The sequence below is a fragment of the Capnocytophaga leadbetteri genome, assembly GCF_003054025.1.
Taxonomy (GTDB): Bacteria; Bacteroidota; Bacteroidia; order Flavobacteriales; family Flavobacteriaceae; genus Capnocytophaga; species Capnocytophaga leadbetteri.
Genome location: NZ_QBKG01000003.1, coordinates 30,938 through 52,034, shown reverse-complemented (window position 1 = coordinate 52,034; position 21,097 = coordinate 30,938). Strand labels below are relative to the sequence as shown.

Annotated in this window: 20 protein-coding genes and 1 pseudogene; 8 read left to right on the top strand and 13 right to left on the bottom strand. The window is 39.1% G+C overall.

All coding sequences use genetic code 11. From position 1 onward, the window contains the following. Positions 1-3: 3 nt before the first annotated feature. The 4 genes and pseudogenes from C8P65_RS04205 to C8P65_RS04190 all read right to left on the bottom strand — a co-directional run bounded on the left by C8P65_RS04205 (position 4) and on the right by C8P65_RS04190 (position 3,045). Positions 4-495, bottom strand: a complete 492-nt coding sequence (locus C8P65_RS04205; RefSeq protein ID WP_009389365.1) for an LptE family protein — start codon at positions 493-495, stop codon at positions 4-6. Positions 496-783: 288 nt separating this feature from the next. After that, positions 784-1,404, bottom strand: a pseudogene (locus C8P65_RS04200) (hypothetical protein). A gap of 90 nt (positions 1,405-1,494) precedes the next feature. Continuing rightward, positions 1,495-2,064: a hypothetical protein gene (locus tag C8P65_RS04195; RefSeq protein ID WP_107781601.1), complete on the bottom strand. Its 570-nt coding sequence runs from the start codon at positions 2,062-2,064 to the stop codon at positions 1,495-1,497. Positions 2,065-2,232: 168 nt separating this feature from the next. Then, entirely contained in the window at positions 2,233-3,045 is an 813-nt protein-coding gene (locus tag C8P65_RS04190; RefSeq protein WP_107781600.1) for a hypothetical protein, read from the bottom strand. Between the two features lie 497 nt (positions 3,046-3,542). On the opposite strand from C8P65_RS04190, the gene sucC reads away from it, so the two are divergent. The 7 genes from sucC (at position 3,543) to tsaD (ending at position 12,364) form a co-directional block, all read left to right on the top strand. Next, complete coding sequence (sucC, locus tag C8P65_RS04185) at positions 3,543-4,739, top strand: ADP-forming succinate--CoA ligase subunit beta (protein ID WP_009389375.1); 1,197 nt, start codon at positions 3,543-3,545, stop codon at positions 4,737-4,739. Between the two features lie 139 nt (positions 4,740-4,878). Beyond that, on the top strand, positions 4,879-6,585 hold the full coding sequence (gene ggt / locus C8P65_RS04180; RefSeq protein WP_107781599.1) for a gamma-glutamyltransferase: 1,707 nt from the start codon (positions 4,879-4,881) through the stop codon (positions 6,583-6,585). Positions 6,586-6,728: 143 nt separating this feature from the next. Then, positions 6,729-9,029 carry a 5-methyltetrahydropteroyltriglutamate--homocysteine S-methyltransferase gene (gene metE, locus C8P65_RS04175; RefSeq protein ID WP_107781597.1) on the top strand — a complete coding sequence of 767 codons (2,301 nt, stop codon included), beginning with the start codon at positions 6,729-6,731 and terminating at the stop codon, positions 9,027-9,029. Positions 9,030-9,227: 198 nt separating this feature from the next. Continuing rightward, positions 9,228-9,419, top strand: a complete 192-nt coding sequence (locus tag C8P65_RS04170; RefSeq protein WP_107781595.1) for a hypothetical protein — start codon at positions 9,228-9,230, stop codon at positions 9,417-9,419. Between the two features lie 305 nt (positions 9,420-9,724). Continuing rightward, positions 9,725-10,252 (top strand): lipocalin family protein, encoded by a 528-nt coding sequence (locus C8P65_RS04165; protein ID WP_107781593.1) that lies wholly within the window; start codon positions 9,725-9,727, stop codon positions 10,250-10,252. A gap of 187 nt (positions 10,253-10,439) precedes the next feature. Beyond that, positions 10,440-11,306, top strand: coding sequence for a lysophospholipid acyltransferase family protein (locus C8P65_RS04160; protein WP_107781591.1), 867 nt, complete (start codon positions 10,440-10,442; stop codon positions 11,304-11,306). A gap of 29 nt (positions 11,307-11,335) precedes the next feature. Further along, positions 11,336-12,364, top strand: a complete 1,029-nt coding sequence (tsaD, locus tag C8P65_RS04155) for a tRNA (adenosine(37)-N6)-threonylcarbamoyltransferase complex transferase subunit TsaD (RefSeq protein WP_107781589.1) — start codon at positions 11,336-11,338, stop codon at positions 12,362-12,364. An 89-nt stretch (positions 12,365-12,453) separates the two neighbouring features. Here the strand turns inward: tsaD and C8P65_RS04150 are convergent, their stop codons facing one another. After that, a complete protein-coding gene (locus C8P65_RS04150; protein WP_107781587.1) occupies positions 12,454-13,107 on the bottom strand; it encodes a hypothetical protein in 654 nt (217 codons plus the stop codon). 102 nt (positions 13,108-13,209) lie between these two features. Here C8P65_RS04150 and C8P65_RS04145 point away from each other — a divergent pair, with 102 nt between their 5' ends. Continuing rightward, on the top strand, positions 13,210-14,391 hold the full coding sequence (locus tag C8P65_RS04145; protein WP_107781585.1) for a C1 family peptidase: 1,182 nt from the start codon (positions 13,210-13,212) through the stop codon (positions 14,389-14,391). A 106-nt stretch (positions 14,392-14,497) separates the two neighbouring features. Here the strand turns inward: C8P65_RS04145 and C8P65_RS04140 are convergent, their stop codons facing one another. From C8P65_RS04140 to carA, 8 genes are all read right to left on the bottom strand, one after another. Beyond that, on the bottom strand, positions 14,498-15,187 hold the full coding sequence (locus tag C8P65_RS04140) for a YiaD family glycine zipper/OmpA-like lipoprotein (RefSeq protein ID WP_107781583.1): 690 nt from the start codon (positions 15,185-15,187) through the stop codon (positions 14,498-14,500). Between the two features lie 22 nt (positions 15,188-15,209). Continuing rightward, a complete protein-coding gene (locus C8P65_RS04135) occupies positions 15,210-15,707 on the bottom strand; it encodes a lipocalin family protein (RefSeq protein WP_009389392.1) in 498 nt (165 codons plus the stop codon). A 70-nt stretch (positions 15,708-15,777) separates the two neighbouring features. Then, positions 15,778-16,539: an MBL fold metallo-hydrolase gene (locus tag C8P65_RS04130; protein ID WP_107781581.1), complete on the bottom strand. Its 762-nt coding sequence runs from the start codon at positions 16,537-16,539 to the stop codon at positions 15,778-15,780. An 88-nt stretch (positions 16,540-16,627) separates the two neighbouring features. Next, complete coding sequence (gene rpmH / locus C8P65_RS04125; protein ID WP_002669412.1) at positions 16,628-16,786, bottom strand: 50S ribosomal protein L34; 159 nt, start codon at positions 16,784-16,786, stop codon at positions 16,628-16,630. A gap of 140 nt (positions 16,787-16,926) precedes the next feature. Then, positions 16,927-17,697 (bottom strand): carboxypeptidase-like regulatory domain-containing protein, encoded by a 771-nt coding sequence (locus C8P65_RS04120; RefSeq protein ID WP_107781579.1) that lies wholly within the window; start codon positions 17,695-17,697, stop codon positions 16,927-16,929. A 98-nt stretch (positions 17,698-17,795) separates the two neighbouring features. Beyond that, on the bottom strand, positions 17,796-19,088 hold the full coding sequence (gene eno, locus C8P65_RS04115) for a phosphopyruvate hydratase (protein ID WP_009389406.1): 1,293 nt from the start codon (positions 19,086-19,088) through the stop codon (positions 17,796-17,798). A gap of 123 nt (positions 19,089-19,211) precedes the next feature. Next, positions 19,212-19,679 (bottom strand): DinB family protein, encoded by a 468-nt coding sequence (locus tag C8P65_RS04110; RefSeq protein WP_107781577.1) that lies wholly within the window; start codon positions 19,677-19,679, stop codon positions 19,212-19,214. A 92-nt stretch (positions 19,680-19,771) separates the two neighbouring features. Then, the gene (gene carA, locus C8P65_RS04105; protein ID WP_107781575.1) at positions 19,772-20,872 is read right to left on the bottom strand and encodes a glutamine-hydrolyzing carbamoyl-phosphate synthase small subunit; all 1,101 of its coding nucleotides are present in this window, start codon (positions 20,870-20,872) and stop codon (positions 19,772-19,774) included. Positions 20,873-21,097 lie beyond the last annotated feature (225 nt).

Here is a 21,097-nt window from a genome sequence, read left to right as displayed (position 1 = left end):
AATCTACCAATCTGCTAATGATGCGTTAAAAATATCTTGAGTGATGCGTTCAAATATCTGCGGTATAGCCTGCCCTTTCACCGAGTTAAACTGAGCGGCAGCCGGATAATCATAGTAGAAAGAAAAACGTTTTTCAAAGTCTTTTTTCTCTTCGGTATGATTGGTAAAACGCACGTTTACGCCTATAGTCACGCGGTTTTGGGCAGCGGTTTGTCCCGCAGTAGCCGTCATCGGGGTGATGCTAAATTCTACTATTTCGCCCTCATATACTAAGTCGCCATTGCGGTCGGTAAGGCTTAGGTTTGTTTGGTTATTGATAAGGTCTTGCAGGGCGAGGGTAAAGTCGCGGTCAAGACCAGGTTCTACTAACGGAGCGTCATTTCGGAAGAAATTAACCTGAAAAGTCTTAGCACTTCCGGTGCTTCCTCCGGTGAAATTGTAGATACCACAGCCAGTAAACCCTAAGGCTAAAAGTATATATATAAGGTATTTCATTTCAGTAGAAAAGATAATTTAGCGCGCAAAGATAATAAAAAAATGGCAAATGGCAAAAGACAAATGATAAATAGCCTAAAAAACTGCAAGGTAACTTAGTATCCTTGCAGTTTTTCAATTCTTTTGATTAGTAATTAACGACTAATTATGCGCAATTCCTTGCAAAAAGTCCTTAGGGTGTCCTATTCTGTTAAATAGGGCTTTAGCAGCAATAGCTTTTTCAGTTAAATATCCCTCGTTATTATAAGGCTCTGCGCTATCTTTAAATTTAATTTTTGAGGTGTCTATTTAGCTACATACTAATTGACTTTGGGAAACGGGAGAACGTTCTACAATTCTTTTCATTAATTTGTTAAATATAGTATCTTTATTTTGTGAGCGATTAATTCTAAAACTGTATTCCGCTAAATATCGGTCTATGTTAAATTCTGATACCCAAGAATATATACCTCATAGCTTCAACCTTGTTTTCCTTCCTCTTTTCCTCCTATGGTAAATTCATCAAACTTGCACTCTATCATTCATTTTGTGTGACTCACTGGATTTCATAGCTTCACGGACTTTTTGCATAAAATAATGTGCAGTCTGACGACTAATTTCATAACGACGAGCAACTTGTGAGGCTGATAACCCTTTAGTTGTAGTTGTCATTTCAAAACATATAAAAAATGCTTTACGTAACCCAAATTTTAGTCTATGAAATAGTGTTCCAGCTGTAGGACTTTCTGTATCTGAACAGATATTGCAAGTGCGTGAAAAATCTTTGCGAACTTGGTATTTTGTATGTCCACATTTACGGCAACAATACCCTTTTTCCCATTTTATGGAAGCTAAGTATTCTTCGCAATCTAAGTCAGTTTTAAAGCGTTCAGTAAACTCTAAGAGGCTTTGTCCCTTAAATAATTCCATAATACATTAATTTTCAGAATGCAAATATATGAAATTATTTTGACACCTCAATCAATATTTTCTCATAGACAGGTTTAACCCGCATAATATTCACCATTTGCAACGGCCTGTTTTGTTGCGTTTTACCAGATCAATACAAATTTTATGAATGGAATCATTTTGCATTTGTGGGATCTTATCCAATGCTAACACAATAGAATCTATACAAACAAAGTCCGAAATTCCTTTGTTTATAACTTTTAGAATGAAAAATTCACTTCTGTTATTTTTTGAAGCTAATAAAAGAATCGTCAAATTATATACAGAAAAAGACTCTGGGTCATATTCTCCACTATTTCTGACTTTCAAGTATTCATATTCCAACAATCGCCCTGTTATAGCCTTAAAATGGTTATCTTCAAACAATTCTTCTGGTGAAAATTTTGAAAAATAATAATTTAAACTATCATTGGTTTTAAAGTAATTTTTATTATTTTCTCTATTTTCAATAGTTTGATTGATAAGATTTTCTACTTTCTTATAAAAAACTTCTCTACTTAAAATAGTATCCTTTTTGGTTTCTATTTTTAATAAAAAGGAAATGGTTTTTTTAGGTGTATTGAAACAGCTTAAAAAGGATACACCTATTAGTAAGCTATATAGAAATATCTTCTGGGTCATAATCTTTTATAATTTTAATTACGTCTATTTTTTTACCTAAATCCGTAACACGAGTTTCTACTATTTCTGTATTAGTGTGGTTTTCATTATTTTCAGGGATTACAGTAATTTTATAAAGTTTTTCTATTTTTTAGCAAACACCATCGGTTTTTACTTTAGAATAAAAAATTATTCCTTTGTATAATCTACATAATAACCTTTATCATATTCATTCTTAAGATAAATTTTCCCTGTATCTCCATCTATATAAAGTTCAGCATATATATGAGTTTCTGCACAAGGTTTTTCTTTGTATTGTTTATCCAAATCTTTTTGGACTTCCATTGCTTCTTTTAGGGCTTTCCATTCTTTCAATTTTCCTATCCATTTTTTCATTGGTCTGATTGAGATTACAGCATACCAAAAGTTCACTTCCTTTATATATTTAACCCCAAATTCACTCTCTTCAAGTCTATGTCTTCCTATTTCTTTGGTTGGGTCATCAATTAGTCTTTCATTAATAAGTAGCCTAACGATATCATTGTATTTTAACGCTCCATAGAGAGTATCATTATCTATAATAGTTTTGTTCCCGTATTCATCATAGTATATTGATTTACCTATTGCTCTATTTCTAAAGCCCTTAGCTATCTTTACAATGCTATTTATCTGACCATTAGGATGATAATTTTTAAAAATTTCTACATAAGGTTCTTGATTTGAAACTTCAACTGAGCTCGCTCCTATAGAATAATACCTCATTGAGGTGATTCTATCGCCATTTTTCTTCTTATATTCCTTAATATGGTCATTTACAAATAGCAGGAGAACCTCCCAGTCAATCTGTTCTACAGTGTGATTGTATACGGGAAGCCTCCTATCCTCTAAAATTCTTTTTTCTATTTCAGAGAGTTCCCTTTGAGGAGTTATAACAGCTACCTCTTCGTTTTTAGGCTTACAGGCTACTAAAACTAAACATAATAAAAATATTATTCTTTGCATATAACTATAGTTTTGAAATTTCTTTAAATAGGTTATTAGTAGTAATGGGAGTTTTACTATCTAATTTAACTAATTAGGATTTATTACTACCCATTGCCAGTGGTATGTACTAATCTTTTCAAAATCATTTATCTGTTGTAACTTCCCATTAACAAATACTTTATTTTTATAGTCCATTATATTATCTGTTTTATTTTTTTTATAATAAAAGAGCTGTACAAAAAGTTTTTAGTAAATCACTCTTAAGCACAAAGATACGAATAATTTATCAATTAGCAAATTTGCCTATTAGTAGAAAAATTTTCTCTTTATACTTACCCCTTACATTCGATATAGGAACAATATAGGAAGAGCGAAGGATTAGCGAAGGATTAGCGAAGAAATAGCGAAGTACAAATAACCAATAAACCTTTCGTCAGAAAAAAATCTTGTAAAAACTTTTTATATTCAAAAAAAAGTTTCTATCTTTGTCGAAAAGTTATCAAATTAATCAACGTATGAATTTACACGAATATCAAGGAAAGGAAATCCTATCGAGTTTCGGAGTACGTGTGCAGCGTGGTATCGTAGCACAAACTCCCGCTGAAGCAGTGGCAGCGGCTAAAGAATTAACTGAGACGACCGGTACCAAATGGTATGTGGTAAAAGCACAAATACACGCCGGCGGACGCGGTAAAGGCGGCGGTGTAAAGTTGGCTAAAGGATTGCAAGACGTAGAGCCGCTTGCTTCACAAATCATTGGTATGCACCTTATTACCCCTCAAACCCCTCCTACGGGCAAAGAAGTGCATCAGGTTCTTATAGCCGAAGACGTGTATTACCCTGGCGAAAGCGAGCCGGCAGAGTTCTATATGTCGGTATTGCTAAACCGCGCCAAAGGTAAGAATATGATAATGTATTCTACTGAAGGAGGTATGGATATCGAAACCGTAGCTGCCCAAACGCCTCACCTTATTTTCACTGAAGAGATAGACCCTGCTGTAGGCTTACAACCCTTCCAAGCACGCCAAATAGCGTTTAATTTAGGACTTAGTGGCGAGGCGCAAAAAGATATGGTGAAGTTTGTTACAGCCCTCTACAATGCCTATGTATCATCTGATGCCAATCTGTTTGAAATTAACCCCGTGTTAAAAACTTCAGACAATAAGATATTAGCAGTAGATGCCAAAGTAGTACTCGATGACAATGCGCTTTTCCGTCACCCTGAGTACGCGGCTTATCGCGATATACGCGAAGAAAACCCTGTAGAGGTAGAAGCCAAAGCCGTAGGGCTCAATTATGTAGCCCTCGATGGCAACGTAGGCTGTATGGTAAACGGGGCTGGCTTAGCAATGGCTACTATGGATTTGATTAAGCAAGCAGGGGGTTCACCCGCTAACTTCCTCGATGTAGGAGGTACTGCCGATGCCAAACGTGTAGAAGCAGCTTTCCGCATAATTCTCAAAGACCCTAATGTAAAGGCAATTCTTATCAATATATTTGGTGGTATTGTGCGCTGCGACCGAGTAGCACAAGGGGTAGTTGATGCTTATCAAAATATGGGCGATGCTATCAAAGTGCCTATTATTGTACGTTTGCAAGGCACTAATGCCGAGCTTGCCAAAGAGATATTAGACAATTCAGGCTTAGCCGTTCATTCAGCTATTTTATTCCAAGAAGCAGCCGATAAAGTAAAGGCAGTCGTTAGTCAATAATTAATACACAATAAATTTTAGTCGTTAGTGATTAGTATCAAAGAGCATACTAATCACTAGCGACTCACTGTTATTTGTTTACTTATAAGCTATAAAACAAAAACACTCAAAAATTAAATAAAAAAGTAACTAAATTAAAATGATTAAAAAAATCTTTTCAGTATTAACAGCAGTAGTTTTGTTGGCTAGTTGCCAAAATTCTCCTGCCAAAAAACAACCCGACCCCCAAAAAGGGGTATTAGCACCTCACGCTATGGTGGTGAGTGCTAAAGAAGAAGCCTCGCAGATAGGTCTTGCTATTCTCAAAAAAGGCGGTAATGCCTTCGATGCTATGATAGCTACCGAATTGGCTTTAGCAGTAGCCTACCCCAATGCCGGTAATATAGGCGGCGGAGGCTTTATGGTATACCGCTTAGGCAGTGGCGAGCGAGGCGCTTTAGACTATCGCGAAAAAGCACCTGCCAAAGCCCACCGCGATATGTATTTAGACAAAAACGGCAAGGTCATTGCCGATAAGAGTACGCTGGGCGCGCTGGCAGTAGGCGTACCGGGTACTATTGCCGGAATTTTCGAGGTGTACAAAAAGTTTGGGTCGCTACCTATTGGCGAACTTATACAGCCTGCTATCGATTTGGCGCGCAATGGGGTGCTTATCACCGAGTTGCAAGCCAATTCTTATATGAATAAGAATGTAGAACTCATCAAGCAGGCTAATAATTATGTTACTCCTTTTGAAAACGGCTGGAAAGCAGGCGAACGCTTCAAGTACGAAGAACTTGCTCAGACCTTAGAGCGCATACGCGATAATGGTAGCTATGAGTTTTATAATGGCGAAACAGCCAAACGCATAGTGTCTTACGTGCAAGAACTCGGCGGTATCCTCTCTTTAGACGACCTGAAAAACTACCGTGCCCAATGGCGCAAGCCCATTACCTTCACCTATAAAGATTATACCATTAGTTCTATGCCGTTGCCCTCAAGCGGAGGCATCTGTTTAGCGCAGATACTCAAGAGTGTAGAACCTTATAATATAGGTCAGTATCCTCATAACGGCGAGCAGTATATTCAATTATTGGTAGAAGCCGAACGCCGTGCTTATGCCGACAGAGCCTATTATATGGGCGATGCCGATTTCGTGAAAGTGCCTACCCAACAGCTTCTATCGCCCGATTACCTCAAAGAGCGTATGAGTAGTTTTTCGTGGGATAAAGCTAGCAAATCAACTGAGATAGCTCACGGCAAAATAGTCGGCTACGAAAGCGATGAAACCACCCATTACTCTATAGTCGATCGTTTTGGCAATGCCGTTGCTGTAACCACTACCCTCAATACTAACTATGGTAGTAAGGTCTATGTCAAAGGCGGGGGCTTTTTCCTCAATAATCAGATGGACGATTTTAGCATCAAACCGGGCGAGCCCAATACCTACGGATTGGTAGGCTCTGAAAAAAATGCCATTGCCCCTAACAAACGTATGTTAAGCTCAATGAGTCCTACTATTATAGAAAAAGAAGGCAAGCTGTTTATGGTGATAGGCACCCCAGGGGGCTCAACTATCATTACATCGGTGTTGCAGTGTTTCCTCAATGTGGCGGAGTATGGTATGACGATGCAACAGTCGGTTAGCAAGCCGCGCTTTCACCACCAATGGTTGCCCGATGATGTGATGTACGAGCCCAAAGGCTTTGCCCCAGAGGTGATAGCCCATCTCAAAGCCAAAGGCTATAAGCCGCGCGAAGAAAATTTTGTAATCATTGGCAAGGTAGATGCTATCTTAGTACAACCCGATGGCACTTTAGAGGGCGGTGCCGATCCTCGTGGCGATGATACAGCCGTAGGATACTAAATATTAAAAAGTAATAAACAACTAATAATAGAGGCAAAAACAGAAAAAAATACTATATTCTTGCGCTGCCATAAATTTTTCTATATATTATTTTGGTAGGTAAAAAAAATATTGTAGTTTTGCCGTCAAATAACAAATACTATATGAAATCGAACGTATTAGGCTATCCTCGTATCGGTGAGAAACGAGAACTTAAAAAAGCCAATGAGTCTTTCTGGGCTGGTAAAATATCAGAAGAAGAGCTCTTAGCGGTGGCTGAAAATATCCGCGTACATAACTGGACATTGCAAAGAGAAGCAGGAGTAGAGCTTATCCCCTCTAACGACTTTTCTTTCTACGACCAAATGCTTGACTTTTCCTTTACTGTAAACGCTATCCCTGAGCGTTTCGCCCCTATTCACAAGTTGAGAGATTTGGAGCGCTACTACGCCTTAGCTCGTGGTTATCAGAAAGATGGTATCGATATCACCGCTATGGAAATGACCAAGTGGTTCGATACTAACTACCATTATATAGTACCCGAATTTACTAAAAATCAAGAATTCCGCATATTAGTAAACAAACCTTTGCAAGAGTATAACTTGGCTAAAAAGCACGGTTTCGACACCAAGCCTGTTCTTATCGGTTTAGTTACTTACTTGTTGTTAGGTAAAGAAAAAGAACAAGGCTTTAACCGTTTAGATTTAGCTGACCGCCTATTGCCTGTATACGTACAGTTGGTAGAAAGTTTGGTAAATGCAGGGGCTAAAACTATCCAAATCGATGAGCCTTACCTTGTACTCGACCTTCCTGAGGGAGCGGCAGAGGTGTACAAAAAAGTTTATGCCGAACTAAGAAGCAAGTTCCCTACTACCGAGTTTATTCTTACTACTTACTTCGGTGCGCTCGATAATAATACCGAGTTAGCAGTATCATTGCCTTTCAATGTTCTTCACATCGATTTAGTACGTGCAGCAGCTCAACTCGACAAAGTGCTTAAAGCGCTTCCTGCCGATAAAAAACTATCGCTTGGGGTAGTAGATGGGCGTAATATCTGGAAAAATAACTTCGAGCACTCATTAGCATTGATTGAAAAAGCTAAAGAAGCTATCGGGGCTGAGCGTCTGCTTATAGCTACTTCTTGCTCGCTATTGCACTCACCTTGCAACCTTGAGCTCGAAAACAACGAGAAAGTGCTTACCCCTGAAATCAAACAGTGGTTAGCCTTTGCTAAACAAAAAGTAAAAGAGGTTACCACCCTGCAAGCTATTGCTAACGGACAGCTAACTCCTGAGGTAAAAGCTATTTTTGAAGAGAACAAAAAAGCAGCTGAAACCCGCAAAACCTCTCCGCTTATCCACGATAATAAGGTAAAAGAGCGCGTGCGCAACATTACCGATAAAGATGATGTACGCCACAGTCCATTCAGTCAGCGTAAGGTAGCACAACACGAGGCGTTAAAATTGCCAGCGTTCCCTACCACTACTATTGGGTCATTCCCTCAAACAGACGAGGTGCGCAGCTGGCGTGCTCGCTTCAAAAAAGGCGAACTTACTCAAGCTGAATACGATAAGTTATTAGAAAAAGAAATTGAAGAGTCTATCCGTTTCCAAGAAGAAACCAATATCGATGTACTCGTACACGGAGAGTTTGAGCGTAACGATATGGTGGAATACTTTGGCGAATTGCTTAAAGGATATACCTTTACCAAATTCGGTTGGGTACAAAGCTACGGTTCACGTTGCGTAAAACCACCGATTATCTTTGGTGATATTTCGCGCCCAGAGCCAATGACTGTACGTTGGAGCAAATACGCACAATCGCTTACTAAATTGCCAGTAAAAGGTATGCTTACAGGCCCTGTAACTATCCTACAATGGTCATTTGTACGCGATGACCAACCTCGTTCAGAAACTTGTTTGCAAATAGCGTTAGCTATCCGCGACGAAGTGGTAGACCTCGAAAAAGCAGGTATTAAAGTTATTCAGATAGACGAGCCAGCTATTCGCGAGGGATTGCCATTGCGCAAGAGCGAGTGGAAAGCCTACTTCGATTGGGCTATCAAAGCGTTCCGTATTTCAGCTTCAGGGGTGAAAGACGAGACACAAATTCACACCCATATGTGCTATTCAGAGTTCAATGATATGATTGAAGCTATTGCCGATATGGATGCCGATGTAATTACCATAGAGTGTTCACGCTCACAAATGGAGCTTCTTGATGTATTTGGCGATTTCAAATATCCTAACGAAATAGGACCAGGGGTGTACGACATTCACTCGCCACGTGTACCATCGCAACAAGAAATGACTGATTTGATGAAGAAAGCCATCAGTGTAGTGCCTAAAGAGCAGCTATGGGTAAACCCAGACTGCGGACTTAAAACGCGCCACTGGCCAGAGACCAAAGCAGCCCTACACGCAATGGTTGATACCGCCAAAGAACTCCGTGAGTTATACAAATAATTAATGTGATTTCGAATTACCCATTCCCCCTTTGGAGGGGTACCCATTCCCCTTTGGAGGGGGCAGGGGGAGGTTCTCTTACAAGATATTAATTAATAAAAGCAATGTACCCTAAAAGGTACATTGCTTTTTTTGTTAAAATCCCTCTTTTTCTTTGTAGAGAAGATATTTTTTTATACATTTGCCGACAAAACAATTATGTTAGACTTAAAAGCTTTAGAAAAAGAATTAGATGAAGTTCTCGCTCAAGAAACAGAGCACAGCCTTACTTCTTGGATTCATAATAGAAGAAAGGAAGAGATTATTTCATCTAAAGAAAGATATTCATCTGAATATAATGATATTACAGAGGATAGTTTTTTATTAGAAGAAGAGATTATACATCTTTAAAATTAAAGTATTTAAATAATATTAAAAAATAACAAGATATAGCGTTTCGCTTTACAGTTTCCTAATTTCTGAAATACGACCAATTTTTCAATGTTACAAGGAAAGTGAAAGTGGAAATGCCTGCGGTTACGTGGGCATTCCTTTTGCTTTGTAACATAGCCTTTGGTCGGGCTTCAGAAATTGAGCAATAAGGAATGTTTCCACGTTTTTTTATTGCCTTACTATAGTGAAACCTACACCGATAAAGGCGGCAACCGAAAAGCGTGAACAGAGTAGGTACAAATTTAATTTTATTTAACAACGTAATGAACAACAAAAACAACAACGTAGTAAGGGCAACACTTCGCACCGCTACACAGGTAATCGCTATTTTGGCAGTAATTTTAGTAACTTTTATCAGCTGTGGTAAAGGAGACAATGAAGGAAGCGTAAGCAACAAAGACTTAATTGGCACTTGGGTATTAGAAAGTTCTACAATTGATGGAAAAGATTCAAGAAAGTTTATATTTAAAGGAAAAAAAATATCTGAATGGTTACCATCAATGAATAATTGCAATAAAAAAACAAAAATCATTTTTACAGAAAGTAAGATGATAATGTATGTTTATGTCAACAACTGTAAAGAAGAAATAGGCGAAACTTATTATAGCCTTTCAAATAATAGATTGAAACTCTTTTTAAATGAAAAAGAATTTCCCTTTCCTTTTTTCGTAAAAGTAATAGGTAATAAACTTTTAATGTCTTTTAGTTTTGATGAAATCATTGACAAGAATGATCCTTTTGATAAAGAATTAATAGGAAAAACAGGTATTAATACCTTTATAAGACAGTAAAACTTTCACATCTCATTCTGTCGTCAATCTAAAAAATATCTGTGCGAGACAAACTAGCAGATTGCTGCCTAACGCACAATAATATTACAAAAAGCAATGTACCCTAAAAGGTACATTGCTTTTTTTGTTAGTATTTGTGCAGTGGCGAATATTTTAGTATCTTTGCCGTCTAATACTGAAAAACCGAATGAACCTTTTTATCTATATAATTGCTTATCCTATTGTCTGGTTGGTGTCGCGTATGCCTTTTAGGCTGCTCTACATTGTGTCAGATTTCTTTTATCTTATCATATACAAGCTGTTGAAATTTAGAGTGAAAGTAGTGCGGAAAAACCTGCATACAGCCTTTCCTTTTAAGTCAGAGGAAGAACTGAATACTATCGAGCGGCGCTTTTATCATCACTTTTGCGATACTTTCTTAGAGATGGTAAAATCGTATGGTATGAGCGAGCAGGAGATGAAGAAACGTATGGTATTTAAGAATATAGAAGTGTTGAAGAAATACGAGAACCAGGAGCGAAATATTATCATAATGTGCAGTCATTATGCTAGTTATGAGTGGTTACTGTCATTGGCGTACTACCTGCAACACAAGTCGTACGCACTATATACACCGCTTAGTAACCCCTATTTCGATCGTCTTATTCAGAAGATACGTATGAAGCACCACAGCTACCTATTGCCACGCTACACAGCTCACCGCGAAATGAAAAAACACAAGGACGAACGCGGAGTGTATTGCTATGGTTTTGCTGCCGACCAAATACCCAATAACAAGAAGAACTATCGCCGTCCGTTTTTAGGACTCAATGTACCCGTATTTACAGGGGCAGAACGTTTGGGCAAGGCTCTCAATACTGTGATTGTTTTTGCTAAGATTGAAAAGCTAAAGCGTGGTTACTACCAAACTACCTTCGAATTATTAGCCGAAAACCCTAATGATTATGTAGATTTTCAGATTACTGATGCTTTCTTCGAGCACGTAACCCGACAGATATACGATAAACCAGAGTACTACCTCTGGACTCACAACCGATTCAAAAGAATGCGGTAAGGATTTGCTAATTATTAAACGAATAAACGATGCAAAAAACATATATTTTAGCCATAGAATCTTCTTGCGATGACACCTCTGCAGCGGTGCTTTGCAATGACAAAGTACTCTCTAATGAGGTTGCTAATCAAGAGGTGCACAAGCAATACGGTGGGGTAGTACCCGAACTGGCTTCGCGCGCCCACTTACAGAATATCGTGCCCGTAGTAGCCCAAGCCCTCAAAAAAGCAGGGGTAAGCAAGGAAGAGCTGTCTGCTATAGCTTTCACACGGGGGCCAGGCTTAATGGGGTCGCTACTTGTAGGTACTTCTTTTGCCAAGTCATTGTCTATGGGCTTTCGCATTCCGCTTATAGAGGTGAATCATATGCAGGCACATATTTTGGCTCATTTTATAGATGAAGGGCAAACTAAACCCCAATTTCCATTTTTGGCGATGACCATCAGTGGCGGACATACACAGATTGTAAAGGTGAATAGCTTTTTTGATATGGAAGTATTAGGCGAAACACTCGATGATGCTGTAGGCGAAGCATTTGATAAAACCGCTAAAATATTAGGACTTCCTTACCCAGGAGGCCCTCTTATTGATAAATACGCCCAAGAAGGTAATCCTAAAGCCTTTCAGTTTTCTCAGCCTAATATTGCAGCCCTCAATTTTAGCTTCTCCGGACTTAAAACGGGTATTCTTTATTTTATACAGAAACACACGGCTGATAATCCTAACTTTATAACGGAGCATTTAGCTGATATTTGCGCTTCAGTACAACATACTATTGTAGAAATACTGATGAAGAAGCTTAAAAAAGCAGTACAGCAGACTGGTATTCGGCAGGTAGCCATTGGTGGAGGGGTATCAGCTAATAGCGGCATTCGCACTGCCCTACAAAGTATGGGCGAAAAGCACGGTTGGAAAACTTTTGTACCTAAATTTCAGTATTGTACTGATAATGCTGCTATGATAGGTATTGTAGGCTACTATAAGTTTTTACAAAACGACTTTACCCAGCAAGGGGTTACTGCCCAACCTCGCTTGTCTATTAGTCAATTAGCAAATTGATAAGTTGATGCATCAAAAAAGCTCATATCTTTATAAGAATAATCTTATAAAAATATGAGCTAAAAAAAGTAACAAATAAAAATAACTTTCTAATGGTCTTTCACTATCACTATCCGAGCTTTAGAACCTGTGGCTAAGTCCCAGCGATTTCTTTCAATCACCTTTCCTTTATCGTCTAATACCTGAAACTCGGCTGTATTAGGACCTGATTCTCCTTGGTTTAAAGCCAAAAACTCTATACTGTTAAAACCAGGCTTTAGTGTAATCCGAAAGCCGGTAAACTCTCCTACTAAAAAAACATCGCGTACTTCTTCTACTCCATTTACAAAAATACTAACCCTATCACCATCGATAGCTGCAAAATCGCGACAATATACATTCACAAAATCTCCATTATTAGTAAAATCTCCAAAAAATTGGTCGCCTTTTACTGCTTTGTAATCTTCTTTTTGGTTGCCAAAGTTATTAGTCCTTGGGTTAAGCTCAATCTTGCGGTGTACTAAGTTGCTTTTGCCTGTAAAGTCAATGCTTTTTTCTGACGGATTAGCAAAAGAAGGCTGGTAAGGCGGCAACTTAGCTCCTACAGAGAAAGGTTGTGTATTGCTCTTAGTAGGGGCAGGCAACTCGGGGGCTTTTTCTAAAGGCACTACCACTGGCACTTGCCGCTTTTGTGTCTCTAAAGGTTGCGCTTTCACTGCCCAAGCACCTATCAACAAAAATATAGAGAGTAATAATGTTTTCATCTTTTCTAATTTTGCTAATTATTTTATAGCTATAATTGTGCCAAAATGTTGTTGTATACAGATTATTTTGTATCTTTGCCCTAATAATATATTATTTTATTTATGAAAAACATTACATTATTTGTAGCTTTGTCGTCATTCTTCTTTGCGACAGCTCAAGACGACCTGATTAAATCGGTGGCTGGTAACCATTCTAACAATGCCGGTTTTAAATTCACAACTGTTATCAATCTCGAACGTACTGACGTGAAAGACCAAGGGAGTAGCGGTACTTGCTGGAGTTATGCAGGGGCTTCTTTCTTAGAAAGCGAAATGAGCCGTATGGGCAAAAAGCCTATTGACCTTGCTGAAATCTACACTGCGCGCAATTGCTATATCGAGAAGGCAAAACAATATGTGCGTATGCACGGCTACCTCGATTACGGACAAGGAGGTGAATTGCACGATGTTATCAATATGTATGCTAAGTATGGTGCTGTGCCTCAGTACGTATATACAGGCTTGCAGTATGGTAGCACACGCAATGATTTCGGTGAATTGCACGCTATCCTCAAAGGATTCTTAGAAGGAATGGTAAAAGGTAATCAAGGTAAAAAAGCGCTAACACCTAACTGGGTATCTGCTTTTACAGCTACTATTGACTCTTATTTGGGTGCTGTGCCTGAAAGCTTTATGTATGATGGGAAAAAGTATACCCCTCAGAGTTTTGCTAAAGAGCGCGTAGGTATCAATCCTGATGATTATATCGAGATGGTATCGTATAATGACCAACCGCTTTATAAGAATACTTTTATGGCTGTGCCTGATAACTGGAGCTATGACCACGCTTACAACGTAGCGATGACCGACCTTACTAAAACTATCGATAATGCCCTAAAGAAAGGCTATACTGTAGCTTGGGCAGCCGATGTAAGTGAGCGCTATTTTAGCTGGAAAAACGGAGTAGCTTTTGTGCCTGAAAAAGAAGTAACTGAAATGTCTTACGAAGAAGCACGCGACCTTTTCAATATTCCTCCTACTGCTGAGAGACGTATTACCCCTGAAATGCGTCAAAAAGATTTTGATAACTATCAAACGACTGATGACCATGCTATGCACATCGTAGGGCTTGCTAAAGACCAAAACGGACGTGAATACTATATGGTGAAAAACTCTTGGGGCGTACGCAATGACTATCAAGGTTATCTATATGTAAGCAAAGCATTTGTAGAGTTTAAAACTACTGCTATTATGCTTCACAAAGGAGGTGTACCTGCTGAAATCATTAAAAACTGGAGTAAATAATTTGCCAATTAGCAAATTAGTTAATATAAAAAAGGCTGTTTCCATAAGAAACAGCCTTTTTTATATTATTATTAATCACTAATTGGCAAATTAGCAAATCTGCTAATTAGTTTTGATTTGCTGATTTTTCAGCATCTGCTTTCATCTTTTCGTTAGGAACGATTACTACATTTACACGGCGGTTTTTAGCACGACCTTCAGGAGTACCATTATCGGCTACTGGGTTTTGCTCACCAAACCATTTGGTAGTAAATCTGCTTGCTGCCAATCCGTTAGAAGTGAAGTAGTTAGTTACTGATTGAGCACGGCGTTTTGATAAGCCCATATTATACTCATCTTTACCAACGCTATCAGTATAACCTGCTACTACTACATTAGTTTCAGGATATTCTTTAAGTACTGCAATTAGCTTATTAAGCGTCTCTTTTGATTTTTCGTTGATGTTATGCTTAGCTGTTTCAAAGTATACACCACTGTTTTCGTCAAAAGTAACTACGATACCATCATCAACACGTTTTACTTCAGCTCCTGGGATTTCTTCTTCTATCTTCTTAGCTTGTTTATCCATTTGGTTGCCGATTACAGCACCAGCAGCTCCCCCTACTACAGTACCAAGTACTGCCCCAAGTTCGCTATTGCCACCGTTACCTACGTTGTTGCCCAAGATAGCCCCTAATAGAGCCCCACCGGCAGCTCCTATCACAGCTCCGCGTTGTGTTTTGTTAGAGTTGTTATAAGCGTCGCAGCTTACTAATAAAATAGCTGCTGACAATGTTAAAACTGCAATTTTCTTCATTATTACTTAATTATTCAAAAGGTTATTTTACAAAATTCATTGAGATTACAAAAGGTTTGCCGTCTACTCTTAGGGTTTGTTCCCATACCATTGAGTCGTCTGATAGGTTAGCTAAGTGCAAACGTATACCTTGGTTGCTCTCTGATACATATTTTTCATTAGTAGGCTTCAAAAGGAAGTCGTAATACCCAGTTGATTTATCGATTTCTTGTACGATAAAGATAAAGTTTCTTTGCCCAGTAGAGCAATCTGACGCGTTGATAGTGTAATGCCCACGATTGTTATTAGGCACAAACTTCCAAGTACTACCTTCAAAACACTCTTTTGAAGTATCGTTTAGCAAGGTAACATTAAATTTACCTGACTGGCTGTAGGTGATTGATTGTAGTGTCCATTCACCTTTGATTGCCTTGTTGGCAATGTTGGTTTCTTTTGGCTTTGAAGTCATAGTGCCTGAATTGCTGGTTTTGCAGGCTACTAAACTAATTGCCATTACAAATAGAAGTGCAATTTTTCTCATAGTAATTCTAATTTAATTCGGGGCAAAAATAGTCCTTTTTATTAGAACTGCCATAACAATTAACTAAACATTAACATTCTACAACTAAGTTGTCATAAGCTAACCAGACCCCTTCTGGAAGACGTGCTTGCACCTCTTTATGAAAACCAAAAGTTTGACTGATGTGGGTTAAATAGGTGCGTTTGGGCTTTAGTATATTGATGATTTCTAAAGCTTCTGTCAGGTTGAGGTGGGTAGGGTGAGCGAGGTCGCGGAGGCAGTTAAGCACTAATACCTCTAAGCCGTGTAGTCGGTTTAGTTCTTCTGAAGTAATGTATTTAGCATCGGTGATGTAGCCCAAATTTTCGATACGATAGCCCAATATGGGTAGCTGTCCGTGCATTACCTTTATGGGGTGTACCTCTTTGCCGTATAGCTCAAAAGGTTGTCCGTCTATAAGGTGCGCTAATACCGAGGGAGCCCCCTCATAACGGTTTTCGGTAGCAAAGATGTATGCAAACCGTGTGCGCAATTCATTAATAACACGAGGTAGCCCATAGATAGGCATATCGCCTTGCATCTTTACAAATGGGCGTATATCGTCTAAGCCCGCAGTATGGTCGGCGTGCTCGTGGGTGAATAGGATAGCTTCTAAGTGCTGTACGTTGTGCTGTAGCATCTGCTGGCGGAAGTCGGGCGAGCAGTCGATATTGATATTGGTATTGCCCCAAGATATGAGGGCTGAAGTGCGCAAACGTTTATCTCTTGGGTCTGTACTTTTTCCTACGGGGTGGTCGCTGCCTATTACAGGTACACCTTGTGAGGTGCCTGTACCGAGAAAAGTTATTTTCATAGTAATATAATACAATAGGTAATAGGTAACAGATAAGAAATGCTTCGTTACCTGCTACCTATTAGCTGTTACCTTCTTTTAAAAAGGTTTATTTTTTATGACGTGGTTCAGATGATACAGTTAGTTTCTTACGTCCTTTAGCACGGCGGCGCGCCAAAACTTTTCTACCGTTGGCAGTTGCCATACGCTCTCTGAATCCGTGCTTATTTCTTCTTTTTCTCTTAGAGGGTTGAAATGTTCTTTTCATTGCTTGTAAATCTTTTAAAATCTTATTAAAATGACTAATCTTTCTCTATTTATCAATAGCGGTTGCAAAAGTACGTATTTTTTTTGGAATAACAAGTATTTTGTATTTTTTTTCTCAAAAAAAATATCGTTTGTTATTTATCATTTGTCTTTTTTCTTGTGTAGTACTCTGTATTCTTCATAGCATTGACTGATAGCCTCTAATACTTGCAAGTCGTTGGCTGTCATTATAAAATCATTAGAATAATTGCAAGAACGTATGATTTCTTCTAATTCGCTGCGGTCTACTTGCAATAGTTCTAACAGCGTTTCGCGGTCGTAACGAGTAGACAGGGCATCGCTTAGCTTATTGTCTTTCTTTATATCGCGTAGTTTGCGCAGTTCTTTGCCCTTTCTGCTAAATGATCTATACAGCAGGTCGGCAGGGTTCATAACACTGCTTAACACTCGCCCTACAGCACTTGCGCTTGCTCTGCTTTCGTAGCCTATCTCTAAACCTGAGATGCTATAACGCGTATTGCTATTGCTGTTTACGGGTGCATTTTTGGCGTCAATATCTAAATAACCTGTTAATTTATAGGGGGTAACGACTACTTCTTCGAGGGCATAAGCTAATTCGGTCATTCCGATTTTTAGTCCTTGAAACTTAATCATATCATTGGTTACCCTTATCTTAGTAGATTTATAGCCTAAAAAAGAAATGTACAAGGTGTCATTGGCGGCTGCACTTATGGTGAAATCGCCTTTGTGATCGGAGGTGGTACCTTTTACTTTGTTGAGGTTTAGAATATGTACGTTGGGCATCGGTTTTTCGGTCTGTACACTGTATATATGCCCGTGCAGCTCAGTTTCTTGTGCGATAGTGTAGCTGCTGAACAGTAGTACGCAAAACCATAATAACTTCTTCATCATCACATTTCTTTTTTTAAGGTAAAAAGAGGGTGTCCGAACTTTTTTTCAGCTCGGACATCCTTCTTTGAGTTAAAAAGACTATTTACTAACCTAATAGATTAGTTCTTTACGTTGAAAGCTTTTTCTTTTGGATAGTATGCTACAGAGCCTAATTGTTCTTCGATACGAAGCAATTGGTTGTATTTTGCCATACGGTCAGAGCGAGAAGCTGAACCGGTTTTGATTTGTCCGGTGTTAAGCGCTACTGCAAGGTCAGCGATAGTGTTATCTTCAGTTTCTCCTGAACGGTGAGACATCACAGCGGTGTAACCAGCACGGTTAGCCATTTCGACAGCTGCTATTGTTTCAGAAAGTGTACCAATTTGGTTTACTTTGATAAGGATAGAGTTAGCGATACCTTTAGCGATACCTCTTTCAAGGATAGATACGTTGGTAACGAATAAGTCGTCACCTACTAATTGTACGCGGCCTCCAATTTTTTCGGTAAGCAATTTCCAGCCGTCCCAGTCGTTTTGATCCATACCGTCTTCGATAGAGATGATAGGATATTTAGCTACTAATTCAGCTAAGTATTCAGCTTGTTCAGCAGAAGTACGTACTTTACCTTTAGCACCTTCGAAGATAGTGTAATCATATTTACCATCTTTGTAGAACTCAGAAGAAGCACAGTCTAAGGCAATCTTAATGTCTTCACCCCATTTGTAACCAGCTTTGTTTACCGCTTCTTTGATAGAGTCGAGAGCATCTTCGATGTCTTTGAATGCAGGAGCGAAACCACCTTCGTCGCCTACAGCAGTACCTAAACCTTTGTCGTGTAATACTTTTTTAAGGTTGTGGAATACTTCAGCACCCATTTGGATAGCTTGTGAAAAGTCTTTAGCATTCACAGGCATAATCATAAATTCTTGGAAAGCGATAGGAGCATCAGAGTGAGCACCAGCGTTGATGATGTTCATCATAGGAACAGGCAAAGTGTGAGCACTAACCCCTCCTACGTAGCGGTATAGAGGTAAGCCAAGTTCTTCAGCAGCAGCTCTTGCAACCGCCAATGAAACCCCAAGGATAGCATTAGCCCCTAATTTAGATTTGTTAGGAGTGCCATCGAGAGCAATCATAGCTTGGTCGATAAGGTTTTGTTCGAATACGTCGATACCTACTATCTCTTCAGCAATGATTTCATTAACATTAGCAACGGCTTTTAAAACGCCTTTACCCATATAATCTTTACCACCGTCGCGTAATTCAACGGCTTCGTATTCCCCTGTTGAGGCTCCTGAAGGCACAGCTGCTCTACCAAGAAAACCGTTTTCGGTCAATACATCTACTTCTACAGTCGGATTTCCTCTTGAATCCAAGATTTGGCGTGCGTGCACGCTTACAATTCTACTCATATTTTTTTATTTTATTTAATTAATTTACTATGTTTTAGTCGTTAGTTATTAGTCGTTAGTCGTTAGAATGTGTCGCTATTTAGTGACTAATACTATGCACATATGAGAAATCGGCAAAATTATCTAATTAAAACTTTCTCTTGCCCAAAAGAATGGTGGTTCGATACCTAAAGCACGGAGATAAGTATAACCTTGTCCGCGGTGGTGACTCTCGTTTTCAATGAAGTATAGTATCCATTGGGCAAAGCTAAAAGTCATTTGATAAATAGTCAGCGGTTGGGTATAATCGCCTACTTTTGTCCATTCGCGGTCGAGGATTTCAGTAGCTCTATCCCATAAAGCCAATACTTCCGTTTTGGTAGTAGGGAAAGTACCTTCTAAGAAAAGTGTGTGTTGCTCCTGAAATCTTTCTTTAAAAAGATAGTCCATAACTCTTAAAAACTCTTCTACCATTGCTGAAAAGGGACGCAAGTTGGCTATATTGAACTCAAAAAGGTCTTTCTCAGGGAAAGCCTCAATCACCTTGCGGGTGAGGGCACGTACATCTTTTAAGTTAGTGAGCAGTGCTTCGGGGGTAAGTAATTCTTTCATTATTTTATTTAGTCGTTAGTACGTTAGTCTTTAGTCGTTAGAATGTTAGTCGTTAGTGTTATTGTCGCTTTCTAGCGACTAATTACTAATCACTAATGACTAAGAATCTTTACAAATTGGTCGAACAGATAGGTGGCATCATTAGGGCCTGGAGCGGCTTCGGGGTGGTACTGCACACTGAAGCATTTTTTGCCTTTGATACGTAAGCCCATTACAGTATCGTCGTTTAGGTGTGTGTGTGTGATTTCTATATTAGGGTTTGCTTCGGCTTCTGCTCTGCTGACTGCGAAACCGTGGTTTTGTGAGGTAATCTCGTCTTTGCCTGTTAATAGGTTTTTGACAGGGTGGTTGATACCACGGTGCCCGTTGTGCATTTTGTAGGTAGGAATGCCATTTGCCAAAGCGATGATTTGGTGCCCTAAGCAGATGCCAAAGATAGGTAAATCTTCAGCAATCATCTGTTTTACTTGAGCGATAACTTCTGTTAGCGGCTCGGGGTCGCCAGGACCGTTAGAGAGGAAGTAGCCATCGGGATTCCATGCTTTGAGTTCTGCTAAAGGTGTGTTGTACGGGAATACCTTTACATATATATCGCGGCTGGCTAAGTGGCGCAAAATGTTGCGCTTGATGCCAAAGTCTAACGCTGCTACTTTGTACTTAGCTTCAGGATTACCAAAAAAATAAGGTTTAGCTGTAGACACTTTTGATGCCAATTCTAAACCTTTCATATTAGGAATTTCGTTCAAACGTGCTTTAAGCACCTCTAAGTCGTCAGTTTCTGTTGAAATAACAGCATTCATAGAGCCATTATCGCGTATGTAGCTTACCAAAGCACGCGTATCGACTTCGCAAATGGCTACCAAATGGTGGTCGTCTAAAAAGCTCTGAAGCCCCTGCTGTGCTTTGGGGCGAGAATAGTCGTAACTAAAATTTCTACATACTAAGCCAGCGATTTTGAGTCCGTTAGACTCATAGTCGTCTTCAGTGATGCCGTAGTTGCCTATATGCGCATTAGCCGTCACCATTATCTGTCCGAAGTAAGAAGGGTCAGTAAAAATTTCCTGATAACCAGTCATACCGGTATTAAAGCAAACCTCGCCAAAAGCAGTGCCTTCATAGCCTACGCTTTTGCCATAGAAGGCAGTACCATCAGCCAATAGCAACACCGCTTTTTTCTTTTGTTGATATTTCATTGTGCTACGTCGTTATTTCTGAGTGCAAAAATACAAAATAAATATCAATTAGCAATTATTAAGAGGAATATTTTTTGTTTTGAGGGAACATCCTTCCCCCTTTGCACATACTCCGCTGCGCCAGCTCGCGGACTTCCTTCAAAGGGGGAGATGTGAAGGTCAGCATACACGAGCCTCATAATACTATAATATACCTTATATTGGACTCTTATTAGTTATTTATAC